This window comes from Planococcus sp. CP5-4_YE (assembly GCF_019042655.1).
Lineage (GTDB): Bacteria > Bacillota > Bacilli > Bacillales_A > Planococcaceae > Planococcus.
In genome coordinates this window covers 1-23,934 of the sequence record NZ_JAHPZO010000006.1, presented here as the reverse complement: position 1 = coordinate 23,934, position 23,934 = coordinate 1, and the positions used below count along the sequence as shown (strand labels likewise).

The 23,934-nt window shown below is 46.8% G+C and carries 21 protein-coding genes, 1 pseudogene and 1 other annotated feature; of the genes and pseudogenes, 15 read left to right on the top strand and 7 right to left on the bottom strand.

Translation table 11 applies throughout. From position 1 onward, the window contains the following. Nucleotides 1-7: 7 nt before the first annotated feature. From KTG14_RS09070 to KTG14_RS09055, 4 genes are all read left to right on the top strand, one after another. Entirely contained in the window at nt 8-1,186 is a 1,179-nt protein-coding gene (locus KTG14_RS09070; RefSeq protein WP_216970631.1) for a DUF418 domain-containing protein, read from the top strand. 43 nt (nt 1,187-1,229) lie between these two features. Beyond that, the gene (locus tag KTG14_RS09065) at nt 1,230-2,129 is read left to right on the top strand and encodes a fumarylacetoacetate hydrolase family protein (protein WP_216970630.1); all 900 of its coding nucleotides are present in this window, start codon (nt 1,230-1,232) and stop codon (nt 2,127-2,129) included. Between the two features lie 68 nt (nt 2,130-2,197). Beyond that, nucleotides 2,198-2,572, top strand: coding sequence for a YisL family protein (locus tag KTG14_RS09060; protein ID WP_101190679.1), 375 nt, complete (start codon nt 2,198-2,200; stop codon nt 2,570-2,572). A gap of 245 nt (nt 2,573-2,817) precedes the next feature. Then, nucleotides 2,818-4,269, top strand: a complete 1,452-nt coding sequence (locus KTG14_RS09055) for an alpha-amylase family glycosyl hydrolase (protein ID WP_216970629.1) — start codon at nt 2,818-2,820, stop codon at nt 4,267-4,269. Between the two features lie 86 nt (nt 4,270-4,355). On the opposite strand, the gene KTG14_RS09050 is transcribed toward KTG14_RS09055, so the two are convergent. The 3 genes from KTG14_RS09050 to KTG14_RS09040 are packed head-to-tail and all read right to left on the bottom strand — an operon-like array spanning nt 4,356 to nt 7,379. Further along, nucleotides 4,356-5,687 carry a CoA-disulfide reductase gene (locus KTG14_RS09050; protein WP_216970628.1) on the bottom strand — a complete coding sequence of 444 codons (1,332 nt, stop codon included), beginning with the start codon at nt 5,685-5,687 and terminating at the stop codon, nt 4,356-4,358. 14 nt (nt 5,688-5,701) lie between these two features. Then, nucleotides 5,702-6,553, bottom strand: coding sequence for a DegV family protein (locus KTG14_RS09045; RefSeq protein WP_216970627.1), 852 nt, complete (start codon nt 6,551-6,553; stop codon nt 5,702-5,704). A gap of 13 nt (nt 6,554-6,566) precedes the next feature. Further along, nucleotides 6,567-7,379 carry a Cof-type HAD-IIB family hydrolase gene (locus tag KTG14_RS09040; protein WP_216970626.1) on the bottom strand — a complete coding sequence of 271 codons (813 nt, stop codon included), beginning with the start codon at nt 7,377-7,379 and terminating at the stop codon, nt 6,567-6,569. A 136-nt stretch (nt 7,380-7,515) separates the two neighbouring features. Here KTG14_RS09040 and KTG14_RS09035 point away from each other — a divergent pair, with 136 nt between their 5' ends. The 3 genes from KTG14_RS09035 (at nt 7,516) to KTG14_RS09025 (ending at nt 10,933) form a co-directional block, all read left to right on the top strand. Beyond that, nucleotides 7,516-8,283: an alpha/beta fold hydrolase gene (locus KTG14_RS09035; protein ID WP_216970625.1), complete on the top strand. Its 768-nt coding sequence runs from the start codon at nt 7,516-7,518 to the stop codon at nt 8,281-8,283. A gap of 68 nt (nt 8,284-8,351) precedes the next feature. Next, on the top strand, nt 8,352-8,660 hold the full coding sequence (locus KTG14_RS09030; RefSeq protein WP_211654620.1) for a metal-sulfur cluster assembly factor: 309 nt from the start codon (nt 8,352-8,354) through the stop codon (nt 8,658-8,660). 137 nt (nt 8,661-8,797) lie between these two features. Continuing rightward, a complete protein-coding gene (locus tag KTG14_RS09025; RefSeq protein WP_216970624.1) occupies nt 8,798-10,933 on the top strand; it encodes an ATP-dependent Clp protease ATP-binding subunit in 2,136 nt (711 codons plus the stop codon). A gap of 381 nt (nt 10,934-11,314) precedes the next feature. Here KTG14_RS09025 and KTG14_RS09020 read toward each other — a convergent pair whose 3' ends face one another. After that, nucleotides 11,315-11,497 carry a DUF2929 family protein gene (locus KTG14_RS09020; RefSeq protein ID WP_211654618.1) on the bottom strand — a complete coding sequence of 61 codons (183 nt, stop codon included), beginning with the start codon at nt 11,495-11,497 and terminating at the stop codon, nt 11,315-11,317. A 190-nt stretch (nt 11,498-11,687) separates the two neighbouring features. On the opposite strand from KTG14_RS09020, the gene KTG14_RS09015 reads away from it, so the two are divergent. The 7 genes from KTG14_RS09015 to opp4C all read left to right on the top strand — a co-directional run bounded on the left by KTG14_RS09015 (nt 11,688) and on the right by opp4C (nt 19,979). Then, on the top strand, nt 11,688-12,620 hold the full coding sequence (locus tag KTG14_RS09015; RefSeq protein ID WP_068463208.1) for a beta-ketoacyl-ACP synthase III: 933 nt from the start codon (nt 11,688-11,690) through the stop codon (nt 12,618-12,620). A gap of 27 nt (nt 12,621-12,647) precedes the next feature. Beyond that, complete coding sequence (gene fabF / locus KTG14_RS09010) at nt 12,648-13,883, top strand: beta-ketoacyl-ACP synthase II (protein WP_216970623.1); 1,236 nt, start codon at nt 12,648-12,650, stop codon at nt 13,881-13,883. A 241-nt stretch (nt 13,884-14,124) separates the two neighbouring features. Beyond that, on the top strand, nt 14,125-15,168 hold the full coding sequence (locus tag KTG14_RS09005; protein WP_216970622.1) for an ABC transporter ATP-binding protein: 1,044 nt from the start codon (nt 14,125-14,127) through the stop codon (nt 15,166-15,168). After that, complete coding sequence (locus tag KTG14_RS09000) at nt 15,165-16,175, top strand: ABC transporter ATP-binding protein (RefSeq protein ID WP_216970621.1); 1,011 nt, start codon at nt 15,165-15,167, stop codon at nt 16,173-16,175. The genes KTG14_RS09005 and KTG14_RS09000 overlap by 4 nt, the downstream gene beginning before the upstream one ends. Before the next feature lie 28 nt (nt 16,176-16,203). Continuing rightward, nucleotides 16,204-17,931, top strand: a complete 1,728-nt coding sequence (opp4A, locus tag KTG14_RS08995) for an oligopeptide ABC transporter substrate-binding protein (protein WP_216970620.1) — start codon at nt 16,204-16,206, stop codon at nt 17,929-17,931. A gap of 149 nt (nt 17,932-18,080) precedes the next feature. Further along, a complete protein-coding gene (opp4B, locus tag KTG14_RS08990) occupies nt 18,081-19,046 on the top strand; it encodes an oligopeptide ABC transporter permease (RefSeq protein ID WP_216970619.1) in 966 nt (321 codons plus the stop codon). A 15-nt stretch (nt 19,047-19,061) separates the two neighbouring features. Next, on the top strand, nt 19,062-19,979 hold the full coding sequence (gene opp4C / locus KTG14_RS08985; protein ID WP_216970618.1) for an oligopeptide ABC transporter permease: 918 nt from the start codon (nt 19,062-19,064) through the stop codon (nt 19,977-19,979). Nucleotides 19,980-20,047: 68 nt separating this feature from the next. On the opposite strand, the gene trpS is transcribed toward opp4C, so the two are convergent. After that, the gene (gene trpS, locus KTG14_RS08980; RefSeq protein WP_216970617.1) at nt 20,048-21,037 is read right to left on the bottom strand and encodes a tryptophan--tRNA ligase; all 990 of its coding nucleotides are present in this window, start codon (nt 21,035-21,037) and stop codon (nt 20,048-20,050) included. 68 nt (nt 21,038-21,105) lie between these two features. Then, nucleotides 21,106-21,318 (bottom strand) — a binding site (T-box leader). A 51-nt stretch (nt 21,319-21,369) separates the two neighbouring features. Continuing rightward, on the bottom strand, nt 21,370-21,711 hold the full coding sequence (locus tag KTG14_RS08975) for a DUF3899 domain-containing protein (protein ID WP_216970616.1): 342 nt from the start codon (nt 21,709-21,711) through the stop codon (nt 21,370-21,372). 242 nt (nt 21,712-21,953) lie between these two features. Here KTG14_RS08975 and KTG14_RS08970 point away from each other — a divergent pair, with 242 nt between their 5' ends. Continuing rightward, complete coding sequence (locus KTG14_RS08970; RefSeq protein WP_216970615.1) at nt 21,954-23,666, top strand: peptide ABC transporter substrate-binding protein; 1,713 nt, start codon at nt 21,954-21,956, stop codon at nt 23,664-23,666. A 141-nt stretch (nt 23,667-23,807) separates the two neighbouring features. Here the strand turns inward: KTG14_RS08970 and KTG14_RS18095 are convergent. After that, nucleotides 23,808-23,934 (bottom strand): annotated as a pseudogene (locus KTG14_RS18095) (transposase); the annotation flags it as partial.

The following is a 23,934-nucleotide window of genomic DNA, read 5'->3' as shown; positions in this document are numbered from 1 at the left end:
GATTATTTTGAAACTACAGCCTATCTCTTTACGTGAAAGGGTGGATGCCATCGATCTGATGAGGGGATTTTCATTATTCGGAATCCTGCTCATTAATATGTTGGCATTCCACTCACCTTTAAGTTATATCGATCCGTATAAATGGTTCAGCGGCAATATGAACCAAACCATCTTCACCGGTTTGGACATTTTCGTCCAGGCAAGTTTTTACCCGTTATTTGCCATGTTGTTCGGGTACGGCTTAATGATGCAATTTTCGCGGGCTCAACAAAAAAATCAGCCATTTTTGCCGCTAGCCGTCAAGAGACTGGTGATCTTGTTAGCATTTGGGATCATCCATGCATTCTTTATTTGGTACGGAGATATCTTGATCACTTATGCTTTGATGGGCTTGCTGTTGATCGGCATGCTCAGCTTGCCGGCAAACTGGCTTCTTGGCCTTGGCATACTGATCTACACATTGCCACATTTGATGTTCACCGCCATTATGTTTATTTCGGTCATGGCAGATCCAAATATTTATATCGGCTATCAGGAAGCCGAACAATCGATTGCGGCTTATGGCTCAGGGAACTTCGCAGAAATTTTCAGCAGGCGGCTGACGGATTGGTATTATGGCAATAATCCATTCAGTTTCATCATTTATGCCGTCACCATCTTGCCATTGATGATGGTAGGGGCAGCAGCAGCCAAATGGCGGATGATTGAACAAGTAGCCAACAAGAAAAAGACGTGGCTGATAGTGACCTTAAGTTCGCTGGCAATAGGCTTAGTGCTGAAATCTACTCCTTATCTATTTGACACCAATTATGCTTTCCAATATGTCCAGGAAATATTCGGAGGGCCGCTGGTAGCGATTGGTTATGCAGGAATCATCGCATTATTATCGATGAACCTGAACTTCATGAAGGCTTTGTCTCCGCTGGCCAAAGCGGGCAGGATGTCGATGACGATCTATATTACACAATCAATCATCGCGACCTCGATTTTTTATTCCTTTGGGCTTGGCTTGTATGGACAAGTGGATTTATTGACGGGGACTTTGATCGCACTTGGGATTTTTGTTGTTCAATTGATTTTTGCGGAACTATGGTTCAGTAAATTCGAGCGTGGGCCAATCGAAATGATTTGGCGGCGCTGGACTTACGGAAATAATTTTGAAAAAAGCAACAATTCAAAACGCTGAATGTGTATAATGAATGCAATCACAGAAAAGGAGTGTTTGACGAATGAAACTTTTATCGTTTCGCTTTCAAGGAGAAGAACGTTTTGGACCAAAAGTAAAAAAAGAAGAAGCCGTGTGGGATGTCCTCGCCATCCAGGAGCAGCTGGAAGTGTTGCCGGAATTTCCGGAAAAGCTGATTGATGGAGTGTCGCAAGGAATGGAGTTTGTGGAACAGATCCGCAAATTGACGGAGGCGGCTGTCCAATCGGAAACCCCTGAGCAATTCAAACACTCTTTTTCGGAAATCGAATGGCAGTCACCTGTCCCGAGACCTCCGAAAAACTTCATCTGCATCGGCAAGAATTATGCTGATCACGCAGAAGAAATGGGCGGGCAGGCACTGGCAGATATGGTTGTTTTCACAAAAGCGCCCAATACCGTCGCTGCTGATGAAGAAACGGTTTCTGTGCATGCAGAGGTGACCGATGCATATGATTACGAAGGCGAACTCGCTGTCGTGATCGGCAAAGCCGGGCATAAGATCCCGAAACAGTTGGCTTACGATCATGTATTTGGGTACACCATCGCGCTCGACTTGACCGCCCGCGACCTTCAGGAAAAACACCAGCAATATTTCCTAGGGAAAAGCTTGCCAGGCTCTTGCCCGATGGGACCGTATTTGGTGACCAAGGATGAAATCCCGCAATCGCAGAATCTGTCTCTTGTGACGAAAGTGAACGATGAAGTCCGCCAAAATGGCAATACGGAAAACATGATCCGCCGCGTTGATGAGTTGATCGCAGAGATCTCCAAATCGGTAGCACTTGAACCAGGCGATGTCATCTTGACTGGCACCCCGGCTGGCGTTGGCAAAGGGTTCAATCCGCCGAAGTTCTTGAAAGCGGGAGATACAATCAAAGTATCGATCCAATCAATCGGGACGCTCGTCACACATTTGTCATAAGGAACAATCACTTCCAGTGGTCCTGCATGTGGTAAACTTGAGGGGACTATATTAAATGAGGTGAGCTTTTGGGATTTTTAACTGATACAACGCATCTACACATTACTATGTGGGTAGTGGGCATCGTGCTTTTCCTCGTGGCTGCATTTATGCACCGCGACAGCAAGGGACGTAAAATTGTCCACATGATCACGAGATTGATCTACGTTTTGATCATCATTACCGGGCTGACATTGTTCATCGAGCATTCGTCATACGATGCCATGCTTTACGGCTTGAAATTCCTATTCGGGTTATTGACCATCGGCATGATGGAAATGGTGCTCGTGCGTGGCAAGAAACAAAAGCCTGTAACCTTGTTCTGGGCATTATTTGCAGTATTCTTGCTCGTGACTTTGTTCCTCGGCTTCAAATTGCCTGTCGGATTTAACTTCTTGGCATAAAAGGCATTGCATCCAATTAAAAGCTGCACGTTCCTTGTTGGGTTTTACTAACGAGGAACGTGCAGTTTTTTTGTGTCATCGAAATAGTGAAAATCGGGCCATTCGTCCGGGGAATTTCACAGTTTGGACGAAACTAGGCACAAACAGCAGCGCTTTCACGAATATGACATGGCGGCAAATAGTCGAATTTGATAAAATAGACCGGGTGAGCATCATCTTGGCCTCATTGAAGGGGGAGTACGGACTTGAAGAGAAAAACTATGATTTGGGTGTTGGCAGCAGCTTTGTTATGGCCGTCAACAGCTGGTGTGGCAGCTGAAGAGACGCGCACAATCGAAGACGAAAGCATCTACGACGTGCTCGTAGACCGCTATTTCAATAAACAGATCCAGAACGATTATGAAGTGGACTCCACCGATCCGGCATCATTCAGCGGCGGAGATTTTTCAGGGATGGAGAGCGAACTTGCCCACGTCCGGGATATGGGCTTTACGATGCTATCGGTTGGGCCAGTTTTCCAGACCGCAAGCTATGATGGACAGCAAGTGTTGGATTATAGCCAATTGGAACGCCATTTTGGAACGGCGGAAGAATTCCAGTCGCTTATCGATGAAGTGCATGAAGGCGAGATGAAAATCATCGTCGATGTACCAACGCAAGAAGTGAGTGCAGATCATATATGGGCACAGAAAAATCCTGATTGGTTTACTGAAAATGGGGATCAGACGCTTTCGCTCGATACAGGCAATGAAGAAGTGCAACAAGCCTTGATCGAAATGTTCGGTGACTTCCGCGATACATACGGCGTTGACGGAGTCCGCCTGCAGGATTCAGAGGAACTGGACCCGGCATTTGTCGAAAGCTTCTCCGCTGCCATGAAGCAGCAAGAAGGGTTTTATGTGCTGGCAGATGCAGAAATGGAGAACCAGGCTGGATTTGATGCGGTCGTGCAACAAGGCGTAGAGCAGACGCTACGCGACAGCTACCGCAATTTTGACCAGTCCTTGGCCGAGGTCCCTGAATTGATGCAGCAAGCGGAAGGAAAATTGATCCGTGTCGATTCACTCGACGGTTCACGCTTCACATCGGACATTGTCGAATCGAGAGGCTATCCGCCGACACGCTGGCGCATGCTGTTTGCGCAATTATTGACGATGCCGGGCATTCCGGTCGTCCAGTATGGTTCTGAAACTGCGATGAACGGCGAAACCTTGCCGGAATCGCATCAGATTTTGGACATGGCGGTTGAAAAGGAATTGATCGACTATATCACCAATCTAAACTCATTGCGAAATTCCTCTGAAGCATTGCGCACAGGCGAATTGGAGTTGCTCCATGAGGAAGAGGGCTGGATGGTCTATAAGCGTTCGAATCAAGAAGAGTCGTGGGTCATTGCCATTAATAACTCCTCTGAAACGAAAAGTTTAAGTTTGGCGCCAGAGGTTGTCGGTGAAGGAATGGAACTGCGAGGGCTGTTCGAAAGCGATATCGTCCGTCCGGATGAAGACGGCCAGTACCGCCTCACTTTGGACCGCGAATTGGTAGAAACCTACCATATTACTGAAAAACGCGGGCTGAATACGGCTTATATCGTCACTCTTGGGCTAATGTACTTGATTTTCATGGGCTTTTTATGGATTGTCTGGAAAAAGGGTAAGCAGCGCAAAGCTGATGAAGCAGCAAAACAGAATAAATAATCAAAAAGTTGTGAACAGATTGTTACCTGTTCACAGCTTTTTTTGAATGAAAAAAGCACCTGTTTCCAGGCGCTTTCAGTGAAAAATCAGTCGAATGCTTTATAGCCGATCATATTGACGGGATCTTTCGGCGAAGAGAATGGAGGAGCGTAGCATAATTCGAGCGCCTGCAAATCATCGACGGTCAATCCTCCATAAATAGCCGTAGCAATTACATCAATACGCTTGTCGACTCCTTTGCCTCCGACGCATTGTGCACCCAAAATCTGTCTGGTTTCAGGATTGTAATGGACTTTCAAGGTCAGTTTTTCATGATCCGGATAATAACCCGCGTTCGAGTTTCCGGTATGGATAACCGTTTTGGAGGTGAGCTCTTTTTCTTTGATTGCTGTTTCGGTCAACCCAGTCATCGCTGCGTCCAAACCGAAAACTTTCAAGGCAGAAGTGCCGAGTAGCCCTTTTTTCGGGATCGGATTTCCGGTAATGTGCTGAGCGACAAGGAAAGCCTGTCGGTGCGCCGGTACAGCAAGCGGGACTCGCTTTGGGTCTCCAGTGATAAAATCGAAATTCTCCGATGCATCCCCAATGGCGTAGATCGATTCGTCATCCGTTTGCATGAAATCATTGGTCCGGATGCCTCCAGTTTCACCGATGCTGAGCCCGGCATTTTCAGCGAGTGCGGTATTCGGTTTCAAACCGATGCTCATGATGACAAAATCGGTTGCTAGACTCTTCCCATCGGATAATTGGACGTTTCGATCATCAATTTTTTCAATGACGGTTTCAGTGAGGACTTGGACGCCATTCTTCTCCAGTTCAGCATGCAGCAACTGTGACAGGTCCTCGTCCAAGATCGATAGGATGGCGCTCGACTTATGGACGATATCGACTTCCAACCCGAGATGCTTAAGGTTCTCCGCCATTTCAAGCCCAATGAATCCTGCGCCGGAAACGACGCAATGTGATGGGTTTTCATTCTGGATATAGGAATGGATGGCTTGCATGTCACTGTAACTGCGCAGCGTAAACACGTGGCTCTTCTGTGAGCCTTCAATTTCCGGCATGATGGCACTGCCGCCGGGTGACAAAATCAACACGTCATAGGAATCAACGAATTCGTCGCCGTTTTTCAAGTTGCGGACACGAATTTTTTTCTCGGAACGGAGAATTTCCAAAACTTCGTGTTCGAGCCTGACATCGATATTTCGTTTTTGCTGGAACTGTTCAGGGTCGGCCATTAGGATTGAAGTTTCATCTGCAATGACTTCGCCAATTACATACGGCGTTCCACAAGCGGCGTATGACATTGTCGAATCCCGGTCGTATACCGTAATAGTCATGTTCTTATCATAGAAACGAAGTTGGCTTGCGGCAGTTGCACCGCCTGCCACTGCGCCGACTATAATTACTTTTTTCATCAACCGTCCACTCCTCAATCGGTATTATTAAAGAAGAACAAGGCGAGCGTGCCAGGTCCTGTATGTGCGCCGATCACGGAACCGATCATGTGGATTTCGATTTCTTTCGGATTGTAGGCAGCTTCGATTTCGCCTTTCAATGCAGTTGCAAATTCCACGTCATCGGCATGGCTGATAGCGATCACTTGCTGGTCCAAATTGCTTCCACGCTCTTTCATCATCTCGACCATCCGCTTGATGACTTTTTTGCGCCCGCGCAATTTCTCGATTGGCACGAGCTTACCGTCTTCGACATGAAGTAAAGGTTTTATATTCAATAAGCCGCCAACAAATGCGCTGCCTTTTGAAATACGGCCGCCTTTCGCCATATAATCCAAATCTTCAACAGTGAACAGGCTTTCGAGATGATCGGCCTTGAAACGCACTTTTTGGATGATCGCCTCGTGGTTTTCACCGGCATTGCGCAATTTCACGGCTTCTTTAACAAGCAGGCCATAGCCGAGGGAAGCCGCTTTGGAGTCGACAATTGTCAAATTCAAGTCCGGGTATTCTTCGCGTACTTGATCTGCAACCATCACTGCAGTGGAATAAGTTCCAGACAGCTCCGAAGAAAAAGCAATGTAAAATCCCTGCTCTCCATCTTTTGCCAATTGTTCAAATGCCTTGAGCATTTCTTCCGGAGAAGCTTGAGATGTTTTCGGGTGGACGCCGGAACGGATGGTATCATAAACTTTCATGGAGTCTATGGTCCGGATATCTTCATATTCGTCCTCTCCGATATGAACGCGCAAAGGAAACAGGACGACCTGTTCCTGCTCAAAAAAAGTTTTTGGTAAATCAGATGCGCTATCTGCAAATAATCTCATGGATCTTCCTCCTTTAGAGTTTCAGTTTCAAGCGGTCCATCAGCAATTCTGCGATGCCGTCTTCATTATTGGTCAAGGTGATTTCATTGGCGATATTTTTCAGTGGCTCGATGGCATTGCCCATAGCGACACCGACGCCTGCAAAATCGATCATTTCCAAATCGTTGTCTTCATCGCCGAATGCGATGATTTGTTCTTTCGCAATGCCCAATGATTTTGAGACGCGGTCGATGCCTACAGCTTTGTTCATACCCGAGCGGACGATTTCAATGACGTGCCAAGGTGCGCCCCAGCGTCGGTGGTCAATGACTTCCGCATGCACTTCCGACAAATGGTCATGGATAGCGTGGACTTTTTCGTATGGCGCATGGATGAGCATCGAAGTGGGGTCGGTTTTCAAGTAATTGCGCAAATCGCCTGTCGTGATGCTCGGGTCACCGAAGCTGAAAATGTCCATCAGTTTCTCATCATGGTGGTGGACATAGACATCATCCAGCACTTCCGCTACGATGTTGTGGAAATCGAAATCGTGCATCGATTCCACGACTTCATGTACGACATCCAAGCCGATCGGGGTGTGATGAAGTCCCCAGTGTTCATTATCAGGATGGTGGACAAAAGCCCCGTTGAAATTGACGATTGGCGTATTGAGGCCGAGTTCACGGTAGTAGATTTCACTCGCACGGTATGGACGACCCGTAGCGATCATGACCTGGTGTCCTGCTTGTTTTGCTTGATTCAAAATGGTCTGGGTTTTAGATGAAATGACTTTTTGGTCGGTCAATAATGTGCCGTCCAAGTCTAGTACGATTAAATGTTGTTTCATAAAAAAATCCGGCTCCCTTCTATCTACCTTTAGTTTAGCGATAACAGAGGCTATCCGTCAAAAAAAGCTGACGACAGTGGTGTAATTTGCGGGAATAGAGAAAAATTGGTAGGATTTAGGGTGAGGAGTGGAGCGCATGAAAGTAGCAAACGAATTATGGGGGAATATCCCAATTTTACATATCACACCCGAAGGCCATGAGAGCGGCCCATTGCCGACAGTCATTTTTCTGCATGGGCATACGAGTGCCAAAGAACATAATTTGCATTATGCTTGGCAATGGGCTAAGAAAGGAGTGCGTGTCATCTTGCCGGATGCACTGCTTCACGGAGAGCGAGATCAGTCACTTGATGAAGTCCAGATCAGCCTGCGTTTTTGGGAAATCGTCTTGACCTCCATCGAAGAGCTTGGATTTTTCCACGAAGAATTGCATAAACGCCAGTTGACCAAGGGGGAACCGGCTGTCGGAGGTACATCGATGGGCGGCATCACGACACTTGGTGCATTGACGGCCTATCCGTGGATCAAAGCGGCCGCAGTCATGATGGGTTCAGGAAATTACGTGGAGCTCGCAAAAGCGCAGATGCGGCAATATGAATCACGCGGTTTTGACCTGCCGTTGACTGATGAAGAACGAGCAGGCATGCTTCAAGCTCTGTCCCGTTTTGATATAAGTTTGAACCGACAGTCATTTGGCGGGCGCCCGGTCTTTTTCTGGCACGGTGTAAAAGACCCGACCGTTCCTTTTGAACCGACCAACCGGTTGTTCCATGCATTGCAGCGGGATTATGCCGCCTATCCTGAACGCTTGGCATTCATGAAAGAAACCGAAGCTGCTCACGCAGTCAGCCGCAAAGGGATGCTCGCTGCGACTGCCTGGATTGCTGACCGCCTAAGCGAATAAGCAAGTCGATTTCATTTAGCTATGATGTTTGGTAAGATAATCAGTAACAGGAAAAGGAGGGATTCCGAATGGAACAAGAAACAAAAGATTATTTATTAGGCGCACTCGAAAATGTCATCGACCCTGAACTAGGTGTTGATATCGTCAATTTGGGCCTTGTTTATGATGTAGAATTATCCGAAGATGGTTTCTGCGTGGTCACGATGACACTCACTTCAATGGGATGCCCAATGGGGCCGCAAATCGTTCAGATGGTTAAAACATCCTTGTACGAATTGCCGGAAGTTGAAGAAGTCGATGTGAAAATTGTCTGGCAGCCTGTCTGGAGCAAAGACCATATGTCGCGCTACGCCAAAATGGCGCTTGGCGTTCGATAATAGAACCGTGAAAAGCCGCAGGGAGGAGACTCCTTGCGGCTTTTTTAATGAGCATTTCCGTTGCAAAAGGGGGCGAACGGACATATAATCTAATTAGTCAAAGATAGTCAAACTAATTTAAAGGGAGCGTGATTTGATTGGTTCAGTTCCAAAATCAAAATGAACAGCAAAAATCGCCATTGGAGCAATTCGGCCGTAACTTGGTTGAACAAGCACAATCTGGAAAAATGGATCCAGTCATCGGCCGCGATCAGGAAATTCGCAATGTCATTCGGATTCTTTCGAGAAAAACCAAAAACAATCCGGTATTGATCGGGGAGCCGGGTGTTGGGAAGACCGCCATCGTGGAAGGGTTGGCGCAGCGCATCGTCCGTAACGATGTGCCGGAAGGCTTGAAAGACCGCGTCATTTACGAGCTTGATATGAGTGCGCTGATTGCAGGCGCAAAATACCGGGGGGAATTCGAGGAACGCCTGAAAAGCGTATTGAAGCAAGTGAAAGATAGTGAAGGGCAGATCATCCTGTTTATCGATGAGATTCATACAATCGTCGGCGCCGGTAAAACGGAAGGCGCAATGGACGCCGGAAATATGCTCAAACCGATGCTTGCACGCGGGGAGCTGTATTGCATTGGAGCCACAACTTTGGATGAATACCGTATGCACATCGAAAAAGATGCAGCGCTGGAGCGGCGTTTCCAACAAGTGATGGTCCGCGAACCTTCTGTTGAAGATGCCATATCGATTCTTCGTGGATTGAAAGAGCGTTTCGAGCTTCACCACGGTGTGCGCATCCATGACCGGGCGATCGTTGCAGCAGCGACCATGTCGGACCGGTACATCACGGAGCGTTTCCTTCCGGACAAGGCAATCGACTTGATCGATGAATCCTGTGCGATGATCCGGACAGAAATTGATTCGATGCCGCAGGAACTCGACGAGGTGACACGTCGTCTCATGCAGCTCGAAATTGAGGAGCAAGCGCTTCGAAAAGAAAAAGATGAAGCGAGCAAAACTCGCCTCGCTGCGCTGCGCGAAGAAATTCAGGAATTGAAATCATCTTCTGAAGGCATGCAGCAGCAATGGAACGAAGAAAAGCAATCGCTTCAGAAAATCCAGGCCAAGCGCGAACAACTGGATCAATATCGCCGCCAGTTGGAAGATGCGGAAAACAAATATGATTTGAATACCGCTGCGATGCTGCGCCACGGGAAAATTCCAGAGCTCGAAAAAGAACTGAGCGCAATGGAAGTCGAACTTGCGGGCGATGGCGGGGAGCGATTATTGCGCGAAGAAGTGACTGAAGAAGAAATTGCCGCCATTGTCGCCCGTTGGACAGGCATCCCGGTAACGAAATTGGTCGAAGGCGAGCGCGAAAAGCTATTGCGCCTCGGGGATACGCTGAAAGAGCGCGTCATCGGCCAGGACCGTGCTGTCGATCTCGTGACAGAAGCCGTATGGCGTGCGCGTGCCGGCATTAAGGATGAACAAAAACCGATTGGCTCGTTCATTTTCCTCGGGCCGACCGGTGTCGGGAAAACGGAGCTTGCTAAATCTCTGGCAGCGAACTTATTCGATTCGGAAGACCATTTCATCCGCATCGACATGTCCGAGTATATGGAAAAGCATAGCGTGTCGCGTCTAGTTGGCGCACCTCCTGGTTATATTGGCTACGAAGAAGGCGGTCAATTAACAGAAGCGGTTCGCCGCAATCCATATTCTGTCGTATTGCTCGATGAAATCGAGAAAGCCCATCCAGATGTTGCTAATATTCTCTTGCAGATCCTGGACGACGGTCGCATAACGGACAGCCAAGGGCGGCTCGTGAACTTCTCCAATACGGTCGTCATCATGACATCGAATATCGGTTCCCAGCACATCAGCGCAAGCAATAATGAGCACGATACAGAAGACATCGTCATGATGGAACTGCGCAAGCATTTCCGGCCGGAGCTATTGAACCGCATTGACGATATCGTCATTTTCCATTCCCTAGACAATGAGCATTTCTATGGCATCGCCAAGAAAATGATCGGCGAATTGGCAGGGCGTATGAAACAACAACAAATATCCCTGGAAGTAGAAGATTCGGTCATTGATTATATCATTGAAGCGGGAACCGACCCGGTCTTCGGGGCACGCCCGCTGAAACGCTTTATTCAGCGTGAAATCGAGACGCGTATCGCCAAGGAATTGATCAAGGGAGACGTCACTCCGGGATCGACATTGAAAGTATCGATGGACGCCAATAAACATTTGCTTATCACTGTGTAAGAAAAGGATGAAGTCCATTGCGACAGGCGCTCTAGTCCACAGAATGGGAGCAGCAGGAGTGACAGGACATTGCATTGTCAGTTGGCCAGTGTGACATTGTTTAACTTTGTTGCTCAACTTTCGCTATGCTCAAGCATCGCAAATAAATGAACTCAGCCCCACTTCGTCCATTTATTCGCCGTCTTGCCTCCTATCAGCTGTTATGAATCTAAAAGGTGTTAAAAAAGTCAGCCCCCAATCAAAATAACCGAAGAAAAATAATCACTTTTTCTCCGGTTATTTCATTTTAGATCTTCGTGGACAAAGTTTTTTTTCAATGCAAACGGCTAAATCCAGCCAAATAAAAAACGGAAGCCATGGGGGCTTCCGTTTTTATCGTTATTAATATTCTTTCGCTGCTTCTTTCGGGATAATGGCATCCATCACGATGACCAATACAGTGACTGCCACTGCCATGAAAATACCGATCATAAATTCGAATGGCACGTTTTGTACAGCACTTACTACATAATTCAACATGGAAATAATAAGGACAGACCAGAAAAGAGTTCCGATATATTGCATCTGTTTTCACCTCTATACATAGAATAACTAGTTTTATCATAGCATAAGGAAGCCTTTTCAGAAAGAAAGTTTCGCGCGTTTCGAAAGTTTTTGTCGGAAATATGTCGCCAACTTGAAATCGACTGGAAAAGGGCGTATTATTAACACCAGGTACTAATAATTGATATTAATCGAAATGAGGGATATAGATATGAATGCTGGAATCATTGGTACCGGCAGATGCTTGCCGGAAGATAAATTGACCAACTTTGATTTGGAGCAGCGCATGGACACCTCGGATGAATGGATTCGAACAATGACCGGCATTGAAGAACGCCGGATTGCACGCGATGAACAAGATACATCGGATATGGCCCGGGTCGCAGCGCAACAGGCAATCGCATCTGCTGGAATCGATCCAGCAGACATCGGACTGATCCTAGTAGCGACTGTCACGCCTGACCGCCCATTTCCTTCTGTCGCATGCGACATTCAGCAGCAGATCGGCGCGGTGAATGCGGCCGCTATGGATATTTCTGCCGCATGTGCGGGGTTCATGTACGGGGTCATCACAGCGAAACAATTCATTGAATCAGATACGTATCGCTACGTCCTAGTAGTTGGTGTTGAGAAGCTCTCAAAAATCACTAATTGGGAAGATCGCAATACGGCTGTCTTATTCGGCGACGGAGCTGGCGCGGCTGTAATTGGCAAAGTGTCGGAAGGCCGCGGGATTCTATCGTTCGAACTCGGAGCGGATGGCACTGGCGGGGAACATTTGTATCAAGACAAGCATTTGGTCATGAATGGCCGTGAAGTGTTTAAATTTGCGGTGCGCCAAATGGGGGAATCCGCCATCAATGTGATCGAAAAAGCTGGCTTAGACAAAGAAGATGTCGACTTTCTTATCCCGCATCAAGCGAATATCCGAATCATGGAGTCATCTCGGGCTCGTCTTGACTTACCGGTAGAGAAAATGTCGAAAACCATACAAAAATACGGAAACACTTCAGCAGCGTCAATTCCAATCTCACTTGTAGAAGATTTAGAGGAAGGCCGTATTAAAGACGATGATGTCGTCGTCATGGTCGGCTTCGGGGGCGGATTGACTTGGGGCGCAATTGCTATGAAGTGGGGGAAATAAACGGATATGCGAAAGGAAGTAAAAGAAATGGAAAATCGTCGTGTAGTCATTACAGGTATCGGTGCCGTAACACCGCTTGGTAATAGTGCAGAATCTACGTGGGAAGCGGTGAAGGCAGGGCGTTCAGGTGTCGGACCGTTGACACGCATCGATGCAGATCAGTATCCGGCGAAAGTTGCCGCTGAATTGAAGGATTTTTCGATTGAAGATTATATCGAGCGCAAAGAAGCGCGCAAGATGGACCGGTTCACTCATTACGCACTAGCAGCATCCATCATGGCAATGAAAGATGCGCAACTAGAGCTAGATGAGAAAACGGCTCTCCGCACGGGCGTTTGGATCGGATCCGGTATCGGTGGGATGGAAACAATCGAAAATCAAATGGACGTTTTGAACTCACGCGGCGTTCGCCGCATCAGCCCATTTTTCGTGCCGATGATTATTCCCGATATGGCATCGGGCCAAGTATCGATCCACTTCGGTGCAAAAGCCATCAACTCCTGCTCGGTGACAGCTTGCGCATCCGGTACGAACTCGATCGGTGATGCCTTCAAGGTCATCCAGCGCGGCGATGCAGATGCCATGATTTCAGGCGGCGCGGAAGCTCCGATCACCCGCTTGTCAGTAGCCGGTTTTACAGCGAATACGGCGCTGACAACCAATGCAGACGTCAAAACGGCATCACGCCCATTCGATAAAAACCGTGACGGCTTTGTCATTGGTGAAGGTGCTGGGATTGTCATTCTAGAAGAATACGAGCACGCCAAAGCGCGCGGCGCAAAAATTTATGCAGAAGTGGTCGGCTACGGCTCCACTGGAGATGCGCATCATATTACGGCTCCAGCACCAGGCGGCGAAGGGGCGGCACGCGCTATGCAACAGGCTATTGAAGATGCAGGCGTTGAAAAAGACGCAATCGGCTATATCAATGCACATGGCACGAGCACACCTTATAATGATATGTTCGAAACGATGGCAGTCAAGACGGTCTTTGGCGACCATGCCTACAAGCTCGGCATGAGTTCAACAAAATCGATGACAGGGCATCTGCTCGGCGCAGCAGGCGGCATCGAAGCTATCTTCACGGCTTTGGCTTTAAAAGAAGGCATCATGCCACCAACGACTAATTATGAAACACCAGATGAGGAATTGGATTTGGATTATGTACCGAATGAAGCTAGAACAGCTGATTTCTCCTATGCAATGAGCAATTCACTAGGTTTTGGCGGACATAACGCTTCACTCGTCTTCAAAAAAGTATAAGGCTTATCGAAAAACTCCTGGAAACAGGAGTTTTTTTATGTGATTTTTAATATGGCAATCAATTCAAAGTGGGCTATCATCAGCGATATATAGCAAAAGCAAGACTTGAAAAAAGAAATGATTTTCTCTATATGGTAATCATTTCTTAAAATACAAAAATTATATTGCGTATGTAATACTTTTGTAATATGCTTAAAACTAGTTGGAATTAACAGAAAAAAAAGAATTTTGAGGTGTTTTCATGACAGCTTATAGAATCAATGAGTCTACACCGCTCTTGCGGGTTAAAAACCTCCAGACTGGGTTCAAAATTGACGGTGATTATTATAACGCAGTCGAGGGAGTCAGCTTTGATGTCTTGCCGAAGCAAATTGTCGGGGTGGTAGGCGAATCGGGCTGTGGCAAAAGCGTCATGTCGCTATCCATTATGCAATTGCTGCCAAACGGCGTCGGCAAGATCCGAGGCGGCGAAATCGAATTCGAAGGACAAGAAATTTCGGAATTTTCCGATAAGAAAATGAATGATATTCGCGGAAAAGACATCTCGATGATTTTCCAAGAACCGATGACTTCACTCAATCCAGTGTTCACCATTGGCTATCAAATTGAAGAAGTGATCTTGAACCATGAGAAACTGACGAAAAAAGAAGCTCGGTTGCGGTCAGTCGCTTTATTGAAGCAAGTGGGGATACCGCGGGCTGAACAAATTGTTACTGAATACCCCCATCAATTGTCCGGGGGGATGCGCCAGCGCGTCATGATTGCCATGGCAATTGCCTGCCAGCCGAAATTATTGATTGCCGATGAACCGACGACAGCTTTGGATGTCACAGTTCAAGCGCAAATCCTCGAATTGTTGAAAGGCATACAGGAAGCGAATGATATGTCGATCATTCTCATTACACATGATTTGGGCGTAGTGGCTGAAATTTGCGACGAAGTACTGGTAATGTATGCGGGCAAAATCGTTGAGCGCGCATTTGTTGAAGATTTATTTAGCCACCCCAAACACCCGTATACCGAATTGTTAATGAAAGCAATCCCGAAAATGGATGAAGACGTCGAAGAGCTCGCGACCATTGAAGGGCTGGTGCCATCCGTCATCAATATGCCTCAAGTCGGCTGCCGCTTTGCGAACCGTTGCCCGAAAGCGATGGAAGAATGCCTGACGGTAACACCGCAGCTTGCAAACGTGGACAATCGACACGAAGCTGCGTGCCTATTATATGAAGAAAGCTGGCCAACCGATGGAAAAAGAGAACGAGAAGGAGTCGCCGCATTATGACCACTAGAAATTTCATCCAGGACCGAATCGATCACTTAGATAAGCGTGAGAACCTTCTCGAAATTCGGAGTTTGAAAAAATATTATCCTGTCACCGGGGGCTTTTTCAAGCGGACGATTGGCAATGTCAAAGCAGTGGATGATGTGTCGTTCGCCATTAGGAGAGGGGAGACACTTGGGTTAGTCGGCGAATCAGGCTGCGGCAAATCAACTGCCGGGCGAACCATCTTGAGGCTGATGAAACCGACGGAAGGCGAAATCCTTTTTGAAGGAAAAGACATTACACGTTTGTCAGGGGCAAAATTGCAAAAGGCCAGGCGAGATTTTCAAATGGTGTTCCAAGATCCCTACGCGTCGCTGAACCCGACGCAAATGGTCGGGGACATCATTGCCGAACCAATCCTCAATTATGAAAAGCGCAATAAAAAAGAGTTGGAGCAGGAAATTAAGACACTCCTGAAACGAGTCGGCTTGCCTGAAGAGGCTTATTATAAATACGCCCATGAATTTTCAGGCGGCCAAAGACAGCGCATCGGCATCGCCCGCGCGCTGGCACTGCACCCTAAGTTGATTGTTGCGGACGAACCGGTATCAGCACTCGATGTGTCTGTGCAATCCCAGGTGCTGAACTTATTAAAAGAACTGCAAATCGAATTCGATCTAACCTATCTCTTCATTGCACACGACCTGAGTGTCGTAAAGCATATGAGCGATCGAATCGGAGTGATGTATTTGGGCAACCTCGTAGAGCTTGCTTCAAATAGAGATTTATACAAAGAACCGCTGCATCCTTACACGCAAGCGCTCATTTCCGCAATTCCGGAACCGAATCCGGCAAAGCGCAAAGAGCGGATTGTTTTGAAAGGGGATGTGCCGAGCCCCCAAAATCCGCCTGCTGGCTGCCCGTTCCATACACGTTGCCCAGTAGCGATGGAAATCTGCTCACAAGAGAAACCAGCGTTGGCAGAAGTAAGGCCAGGCCATCAAGTCGCGTGCCATTTGTATTGATCACAAAAACTTTTTAGGGGGAAAAAAGATGAAGAAAAATTCCTTGCTCTGGCTTTTCACGCTTGTACTTGTCCTGTCCGCGTTCCTTGCGGCATGTGGCGGCGGCAACGATGATGCATCCAGTGAGTCAGGCTCTGAAGGCGAAGGTGCTGAAGGCGCAGCTGAAGGTGAACCGCAAAAAGGCGGAACGCTCGTATACGGCCTTGATGCACCACCAGAAGGCTTGTACTCTTCCGCATTTTATGGGATTGCGACTGACTTTGAAGTCATCGAACTATTCGATGAAGCGTTGATCAACTATAACGAAAACCTAGAACCTGAACCGAACGTCGCCTCTTGGGAAACTGAGGACAATAAAGTTTTCAACTTCACATTTGAAGAAGGCGTGAAATGGCATAACGGTGAAGAATTGACTGTCAACGACTGGGTATTTGCCCTTGAAACGATCGCAGACCCTGATTACGACGGTCCCCGCTATGCAAACGTGCAAACAATCGAAGGCGCTGAAGCATACCGCAGCGGCGACGCCGATTCCATTTCAGGAATCGAAGTGGTCAGTGATTATGAAATCAACATCACTTTCGATGAAGCGCGCGTTAACAACCTAACCAACCTATGGGCATATCCACTGCCTGAGTCCGTTCTCGGCGATGTACCGGTTGCCGAAATGTCAGCATCAGAATGGGTACGTTCGACTCCAATTGGAATCGGGCCTTTCAAAATTGACAAAATCGTTCCTGGGGAGTCAGTCGAATTCTCGAAATTCGATGAGTACTGGAATGGCGATGTCAACTTGGATAAAATCGTCTTGCGCGTTATCGATAACTCTTCTGTTGTCGGCGCTTTGCAGAACAATGACATCGATATGATCTCCCTACAGCCGGTATCCGGTCCTGAGGTAGAACCTCTAGAAAATGTAGAAATCAGGACTTACCCTGGATTGACTTATTATTATGTAGGATTCAAGCTCGGTAAATTCGATAACGAATCGCAAACGATCACAGAAGAACTTCCGAAATACCAAAGTAAAGAGCTGCGTCAAGCGATGATGTATGCATTGAACCGCCAAGAATGGGTGGATGCTTTCTTCTTCGGCTATGCTGATGTCGTCAACAAGCCAGTGCCATCTTCCCACTGGAATTCAGCAGAAGACAGCGAATTAATTCAATATGAATATGATCCGGAAAAATCGAAGCAGATGTTGGATGAAGCAGGATACGTCGATACGAATGATGATGGATTCCGCGAAGACCCGAACGGCGACGAGTTTGTTGTGAAATTCTCGCATTACGCAACGGGCAACCCTACATTTGAATCTCGTGCACAAGCAATCGCCCAGTATTTCGAAGCAGTCGGGCTGCGTTCTGAAGTGGAAATGGTGGAAGTCAACCTCTACTACGATATGGTCGAAAAAGATGATGCTTCTATTGAAACATTCTTCGGCGGCTGGGGTACAGGAACTGACCCGGATCCATCTGGACTATGGAAGGCAGACCAGCTGTGGAACTACCCGCGCTACAACAATCCTGAAGCGGATCAATTACTAGACGATGCACTTGATATTGAAATCGTCGGCACTGATCAGGAAAAACGCAAAGAATTGTATGTTGAATGGCAGAAGATCGTCAACGAAGAACTGCCGATGCTTTACATTGCGGAACTAGAAGAAATTAAGGCATTGAATACGCGTGTCGGTGGAGTTGAATATGACGTATCCGGTCAAAACAGCCCTGCTGAATGGTTCGTAACAGAATAAAATCAGCACCAAACCTTCAACGATGGGCGAAGCCGCCCATCGTTGAATCTTTATATGAAGCTCTTATGCACGGTAAGGGCTGTTTCAAAAAACAATCCTTACCGTGCACGAGAGCAGAGCCGAGAACCTATCAGACAAGGAGAGTACCTATGCTTAAATATTCGATTAGACGATTGCTTGGAATGATCCCGATGCTGATTTTGATTTCCATCGTGGTCTTCAGCCTTGCCAAACTGATGCCGGGCGATTCGCTCAGCGGAGAAATCGACCCGCTCAACACCAACCCGGAATACATAGCGGAAATGCGTGAAAAGCTTGGCTATAATGACCCTTTGCCTGTCCAATATTTTAACTGGATTACCGGATTCGTCCAAGGGGATTTCGGTAAATCCACACGTTTTCAAATTCCAGTATTCGATTTGATCTTGGAAAAATTGCCGAATACTTTGTTGTTGGGCGTTACAGCGCTCATCATCACATATATCATGGCGTTCATTATGGGCATGTATTCCGGCAGGCGTCCTTATACCTTGGGCGATAACGCCATTGCAGGGTTCAATTATGTCATGCTGGCGATTCCGTCTTTTGTCGCTGCCGTTTTTGCGATTTATATTTTTGCATTCCAGTTGAACTGGTTCCCGTTTGCAGGGTCGGTGGATATCTTGGTGGAAGAGGGGAGCTTTGAGTACTATATAAGCCGCATGCACCACGTCTTGTTGCCGGCGATTGTACTTGGGGCGATGAGCACGGCAAGTTATACGCAGTTTTTGCGCAACGACATCATCGAGAACTCCCGCAAGGATTTTGTCCGGACAGCGCGCGCGAAAGGTACGCCGATGAAAAAAATCTATAATGTCCATATTCTGCGCAATTCGATCATTCCGCTAGTTACATTCCTTGGATTTGATTTTGCTGCGTTGATCGGTGGAGCCATTATTACAGAAACAATTTTTACTTATCCGGGCATCGGCCAGCTGTTTTTGGAATCCGTGACAAGCAGGGATTTTCCAACCTTGATGGCATTGACTATGCTTTTATCGTTCCTTACATTATTCGGTAATTTATTGGCAGATATTTTATACGGCGTCGTGGACCCACGAATTCGCCTGGATTGAGGAGGAAGCAGTAAAATGGCATCATCAACTACCATTACCCAACTTAAAAAGCCGGAAAGAAGCTTGTCTCCTTGGCAAATTGCCAGAAGAAAGTTCGTGCGCAATAAATTGGCGATGATCAGTTCCTTTTTCATCGTGTTGGTCACTTTAATGTCGATATCAGCACCTTTCCTCGCACCAGTGTTGTCACCGCTGCCGGATATTTCAAAAGTCAATATCAGCGCGATGAATATCGAGCCGAACGGTGAACACCTTCTCGGCACGGATAAAAGCGGGCGCGACGTCTTGACGCGCTTGTTCTACGGGGGGCGTATTTCGTTATTGGTTGGCTTTAGCGCAACGCTCATCGTCATTACTCTAGGGACAGTGGTCGGAGCACTTGCCGGATTTTTCGGCGGCTTTATCGATAGTATTCTGATGCGCTTTACGGATTTCGTACTGAATTTCCCGTTCCTTGTCTTCGTCATCGTCTTGAACACGATCCTATATGGCATTGTCGATGGCTTATGGGTCTTGATCATGGTCATCGGTGCGCTCAGCTGGGGCGGGGTCGCACGCTTGGTGCGCAGCAAAGTGTTGGCTGAAAAAGAGAATGAGTATATCCTGGCCGCTTTGTCGATCGGCTGTTCCCCGTTCAAAGTCATCACGAAGCATCTATTACCTAACGTCATCTCGACAATCATCGTGCAAGGAACCTTGATTTTTGCGACGATGATTGTCATCGAATCGGCACTCAGCTATTTAGGGTTTGGCGTGCCGCAAGCGACACCGAGCTGGGGCAATATGCTATCGTCTGCCAATGAGCCAGATGTCCTGCAAGGCAAGCCATGGATCTGGATGCCGCCAGCAATCATTATTACCTTGACGATTCTGTCAATTAACTTTATCGGGGAAGGACTGAAGGATGCGTTGAACCCGAAGTCATTGCGTTAATCAAAACTAAACAAAAAGGATGAACGGGTGGCATGCCACCCGTTCATCCTTTTTTTGTTCATGTATTATCATTTGCGCTTACGGCCCAGCCCCATCGCGTTCTCCATTTTCTTCAATGTTTTATTGGCAATGGAATTGGCTTTTTCTGCACCTTCATCGAGGATCGTGTCAAGCTCCTCAGAATCGAGCAGCTTATAGTAACGTTCTTGGATTGGCGCCAAATGGTCCGTAATTGCCTTGGCAACTCCTGCTTTGAAATCGCCATAGCCGCCGCCTTCATATTTAGCGACCAGATCATCGATGGAAGCTCCAGTCAAGGCAGCTTCGATCGACAGCAGGTTGGATACGCCTGGCTTGTTCTCAGGATCGTAGTTGACGATTCCTTCTGAGTCGGTGACAGCGCTCTTCACTTTCTTTTCGATTGTTTTTAAATCATCGAGCAAAGTAATGATCGATTTTTTATTTGAATCGGATTTGCTCATCTTTTTCGTCGGATCCTGCAAGGACATGACGCGCGCGCCGTGTTTTGGTATCCGAATGTCGGGGATCGTGAAGATGTCATTGTATTTTCTATTGAAACGCTCCGCTAAGTCGCGTGTCAATTCAATATGCTGTTTCTGATCATCGCCGACTGGGACAATGTCTGTTTGGTACAATAGAATGTCAGCAGCCATTAAAGGCGGGTAAGTCAAGAGGCCAGCAGAAATGGAAGCAGCCTTGGCCGATTTATCTTTGAACTGCGTCATGCGTTCGAGCTCACCGATGGTCGATACGCATTGCAGCATCCAACCTGCCTGGGCGTGAGCTGGCACTTCCGATTGAATGAACAGCGTGACTTTTTCAGGATCGATGCCGACAGCTAGATAAAGCGCAGCAAGGGATTTAATGTTTTTTCTTAATTCGAGCCGATCTTGGGGCATGGTGATAGCGTGTTGGTCGACAATGCAGAAGATGCAATCATATTCTTCCTGCAGTTCAGTAAACTGCTTAAATGCACCGATATAATTGCCGAGTGTGACCGTGCCGGTCGGCTGGACGCCTGAAAAAATTTTCTTCAATACAATTCCTCCTCAAAGTGGGTAATCCTAAAAATGAATATAAAAAAGCACATCTCCGTCCCTGGAACTAAAGGGACGAATGATGTGCGGTTCCGCGGTACCACCCTGGTTGCCGCAAAAGCGGCCTCTTGCCTCCGTAACGTGGAGAATACGAAAGCGGCTACTTGTTCACCGCTTTAGCTCGAAAGTCCATTCAATGCAGTCCTCTGCTTGTTCACACCAGCCACAAGCTCTCTTATATAGAAGAAACTGCATCTACTACTCTTTGTCAACGCTCATTTTGTATTGAATTTATTATAATACAAAAAGGATTGGCGCTGCAATACGCAATTCTACGATTGGTAGAACGCCAAGGAAATAGCCATGGCTACTAAAGTCGCACCGCCCACGATTAATAGGGGAGAACTTGAGAATGCCAGCACTTCCGATGGGAGACGCATCTCGTCGTCTTCGAGTGTAGATTTACTTTTGAATACTTTGCGCATGCTCATCGTAAATACATCAAAAACACCTGTCCGGACTACGAACACCCAAGCCCCGAAGAATACAAGGATTCCCCCGTAGATAAAGGAATTATTGATATATGAAAGCAGTGAAAACGGTTCATTTCGCACGAGCATCGTCAACACAATGATCAATTGCACAACAGCAATTCCAATGATTATTTTTTTCATTATGGCACCCCTATTCGTTCTTATTGTAGAAGAAATAACAAAAAAAATCAAAAAATTATTCGATTTCTAATTGAGAAGAAAACGCTTACATGACGCGCTTTTCAGGCGATTGGTGATTATTTGGTATACTATGATTAAGCTTTAAGTACAATTTATTCCAAAAAAAACGCTGTACAACAAAAAATATTTATGTATAATTAATCATGTACCAACTTTTCAGAAAATTTAAGGGGGCAAAATCAGTGAAAAACAGCAAGATTTTATGGCTACTTGGCCTGGTTTTGGTACTTAGTGCTTTCCTAGCTGCTTGCGGCGGCGGAGACGACACTGATACTGGGACAGAAAACACAGACACAGAAGGTACAGAAGGCGCAGAAGGCAACGGCGGCGAACCTGACTCTGTACAAGAACTAAACTTGATCGAAGGAGCAGAAATCCCGTCAATGGATTCTTCGATTGCTGAGGATGCAGTAGCATTCAACATCATGAACAACGTAAACGAAGGTTTGTTCCGTTTGAATCAAGAAAACATTGCTGAACCTGCACTTGCTGATGGCGAGCCTGAGATCAGTGAAGACGGCTTGACGTACACGTTCAAACTACGTGATGCTAACTGGTCGGACGGTACACCGATCACAGCTAACGATTTCGTCTTTGCTTGGCAGCGCGCGATTGACCCAGACACTGGTTCACCATACGGACCATACATGATGGGTGGAACAATCAAAAACGCTACTGAAGTAGCTGAAGGATCTATGGAAGTCTCTGAACTAGGAATCACAGCTGAAGACGACAAAACTCTTGTTGTAGAACTTGAGCGCCCGACTCCTTACTTCATGTCATTGATGGCTTTCGCTACATTCTACCCATTGAACGAAGAATTCGTAACTGATAAAGGCGATGACTACGCTTCAAACTCTGAAAACATTCTTTACAACGGACCTTTCACTCTTACGAACTGGGACGGCACTGGCCTGACTTGGACAATGGAGAAAAACCCTGAGTACTGGGATGCTGAAACTGTTCAACTTGATGCAATCAATGTTGACGTAGTTAAAGAAACATCAACTGCAGTTAACCTTTACCAATCTGGTGAAAAAGACCGCGTCGGACTTTCTGGCGAATTCGCAATGCAATACGCTGAAGACCCAGAAGTTTTAAAAGAACTTGAACCAACTTTGTTCTACTTGAAATTTAACCAAGAACGCAATGGGGAAGAAACTCCACTTGCTAACGAAAACATCCGTAAAGCGATTGCTACTGGCTTCAACAAGCAAGACCTTGTAGATGTAGTTCTAGCTAACGGATCACTTCCAGCTAACTACCTAGTACCAACTGATTTCACTTTCAATGAAGCAGGCGAAGACTTCCGTGATATTAACGGAGACATGCTGCCATTCAACGCTGAAGAAGCGAAAACTTACTGGGAGCAAGGCCTAGAGGAAATCGGCGAAACAGAAGTGACTATGGAACTTCTTGGCGGCGACTCTGAACTTGCAGGTAAAATGGATGCTTACTTGAAAGAGCAACTTGAAACAAACCTTGAAGGTTTGACAGTTAACTTGAAAGCTGTACCATTCGGTGTACGCCTTGAGCTTGATGAAGCACAAGACTACGATATCCAAAACTCTGGATGGGGCCCTGACTTCCAGGATCCGATGACATTCATCGACCTATTCGTAACCGGTTCTTCTCACAACTTGATGTCTTACTCTAACGAAGAGTTCGATAACTTGGTTGAGCAAGCTAAAGGCGAATTGGCACAGGATGCTGAAGGACGCTGGGAAGCAATGGCTCAAGCTGAAAAAATCTTGATTGAAGAAGACGCTGCTATCGCACCGATCTATCAGCGCGGTATCATGTCCCTTCAAAAGCCATATGTTAACAACATCGTCAAACATCCATTCGGTGGAGATTACGGCTACAAATGGGCTTATATTTCCGGTAAGGAATAATTCCCAACTGAATGTACTTTAGGAAAACATAATAGAAGGGGCTGTCCCATAAGCCCCTAAAATAAAACAGACGGAGAAAAAGAAATTCTTTTTCTCCGTCTGTTTTTCATTTGTTGGTGAAGACACTGAAAGTAGCCGGCGCATGCTGGCTACTTTCAGGAGGTTGTGGGCCAATGCCACAATCCCGAACTCTGTATGCACTTTTTCTAAGCCCCGGAGGAGAAATCGGCGGAACGACCGATTGCCCTTGATATGACCGATYWMRMAT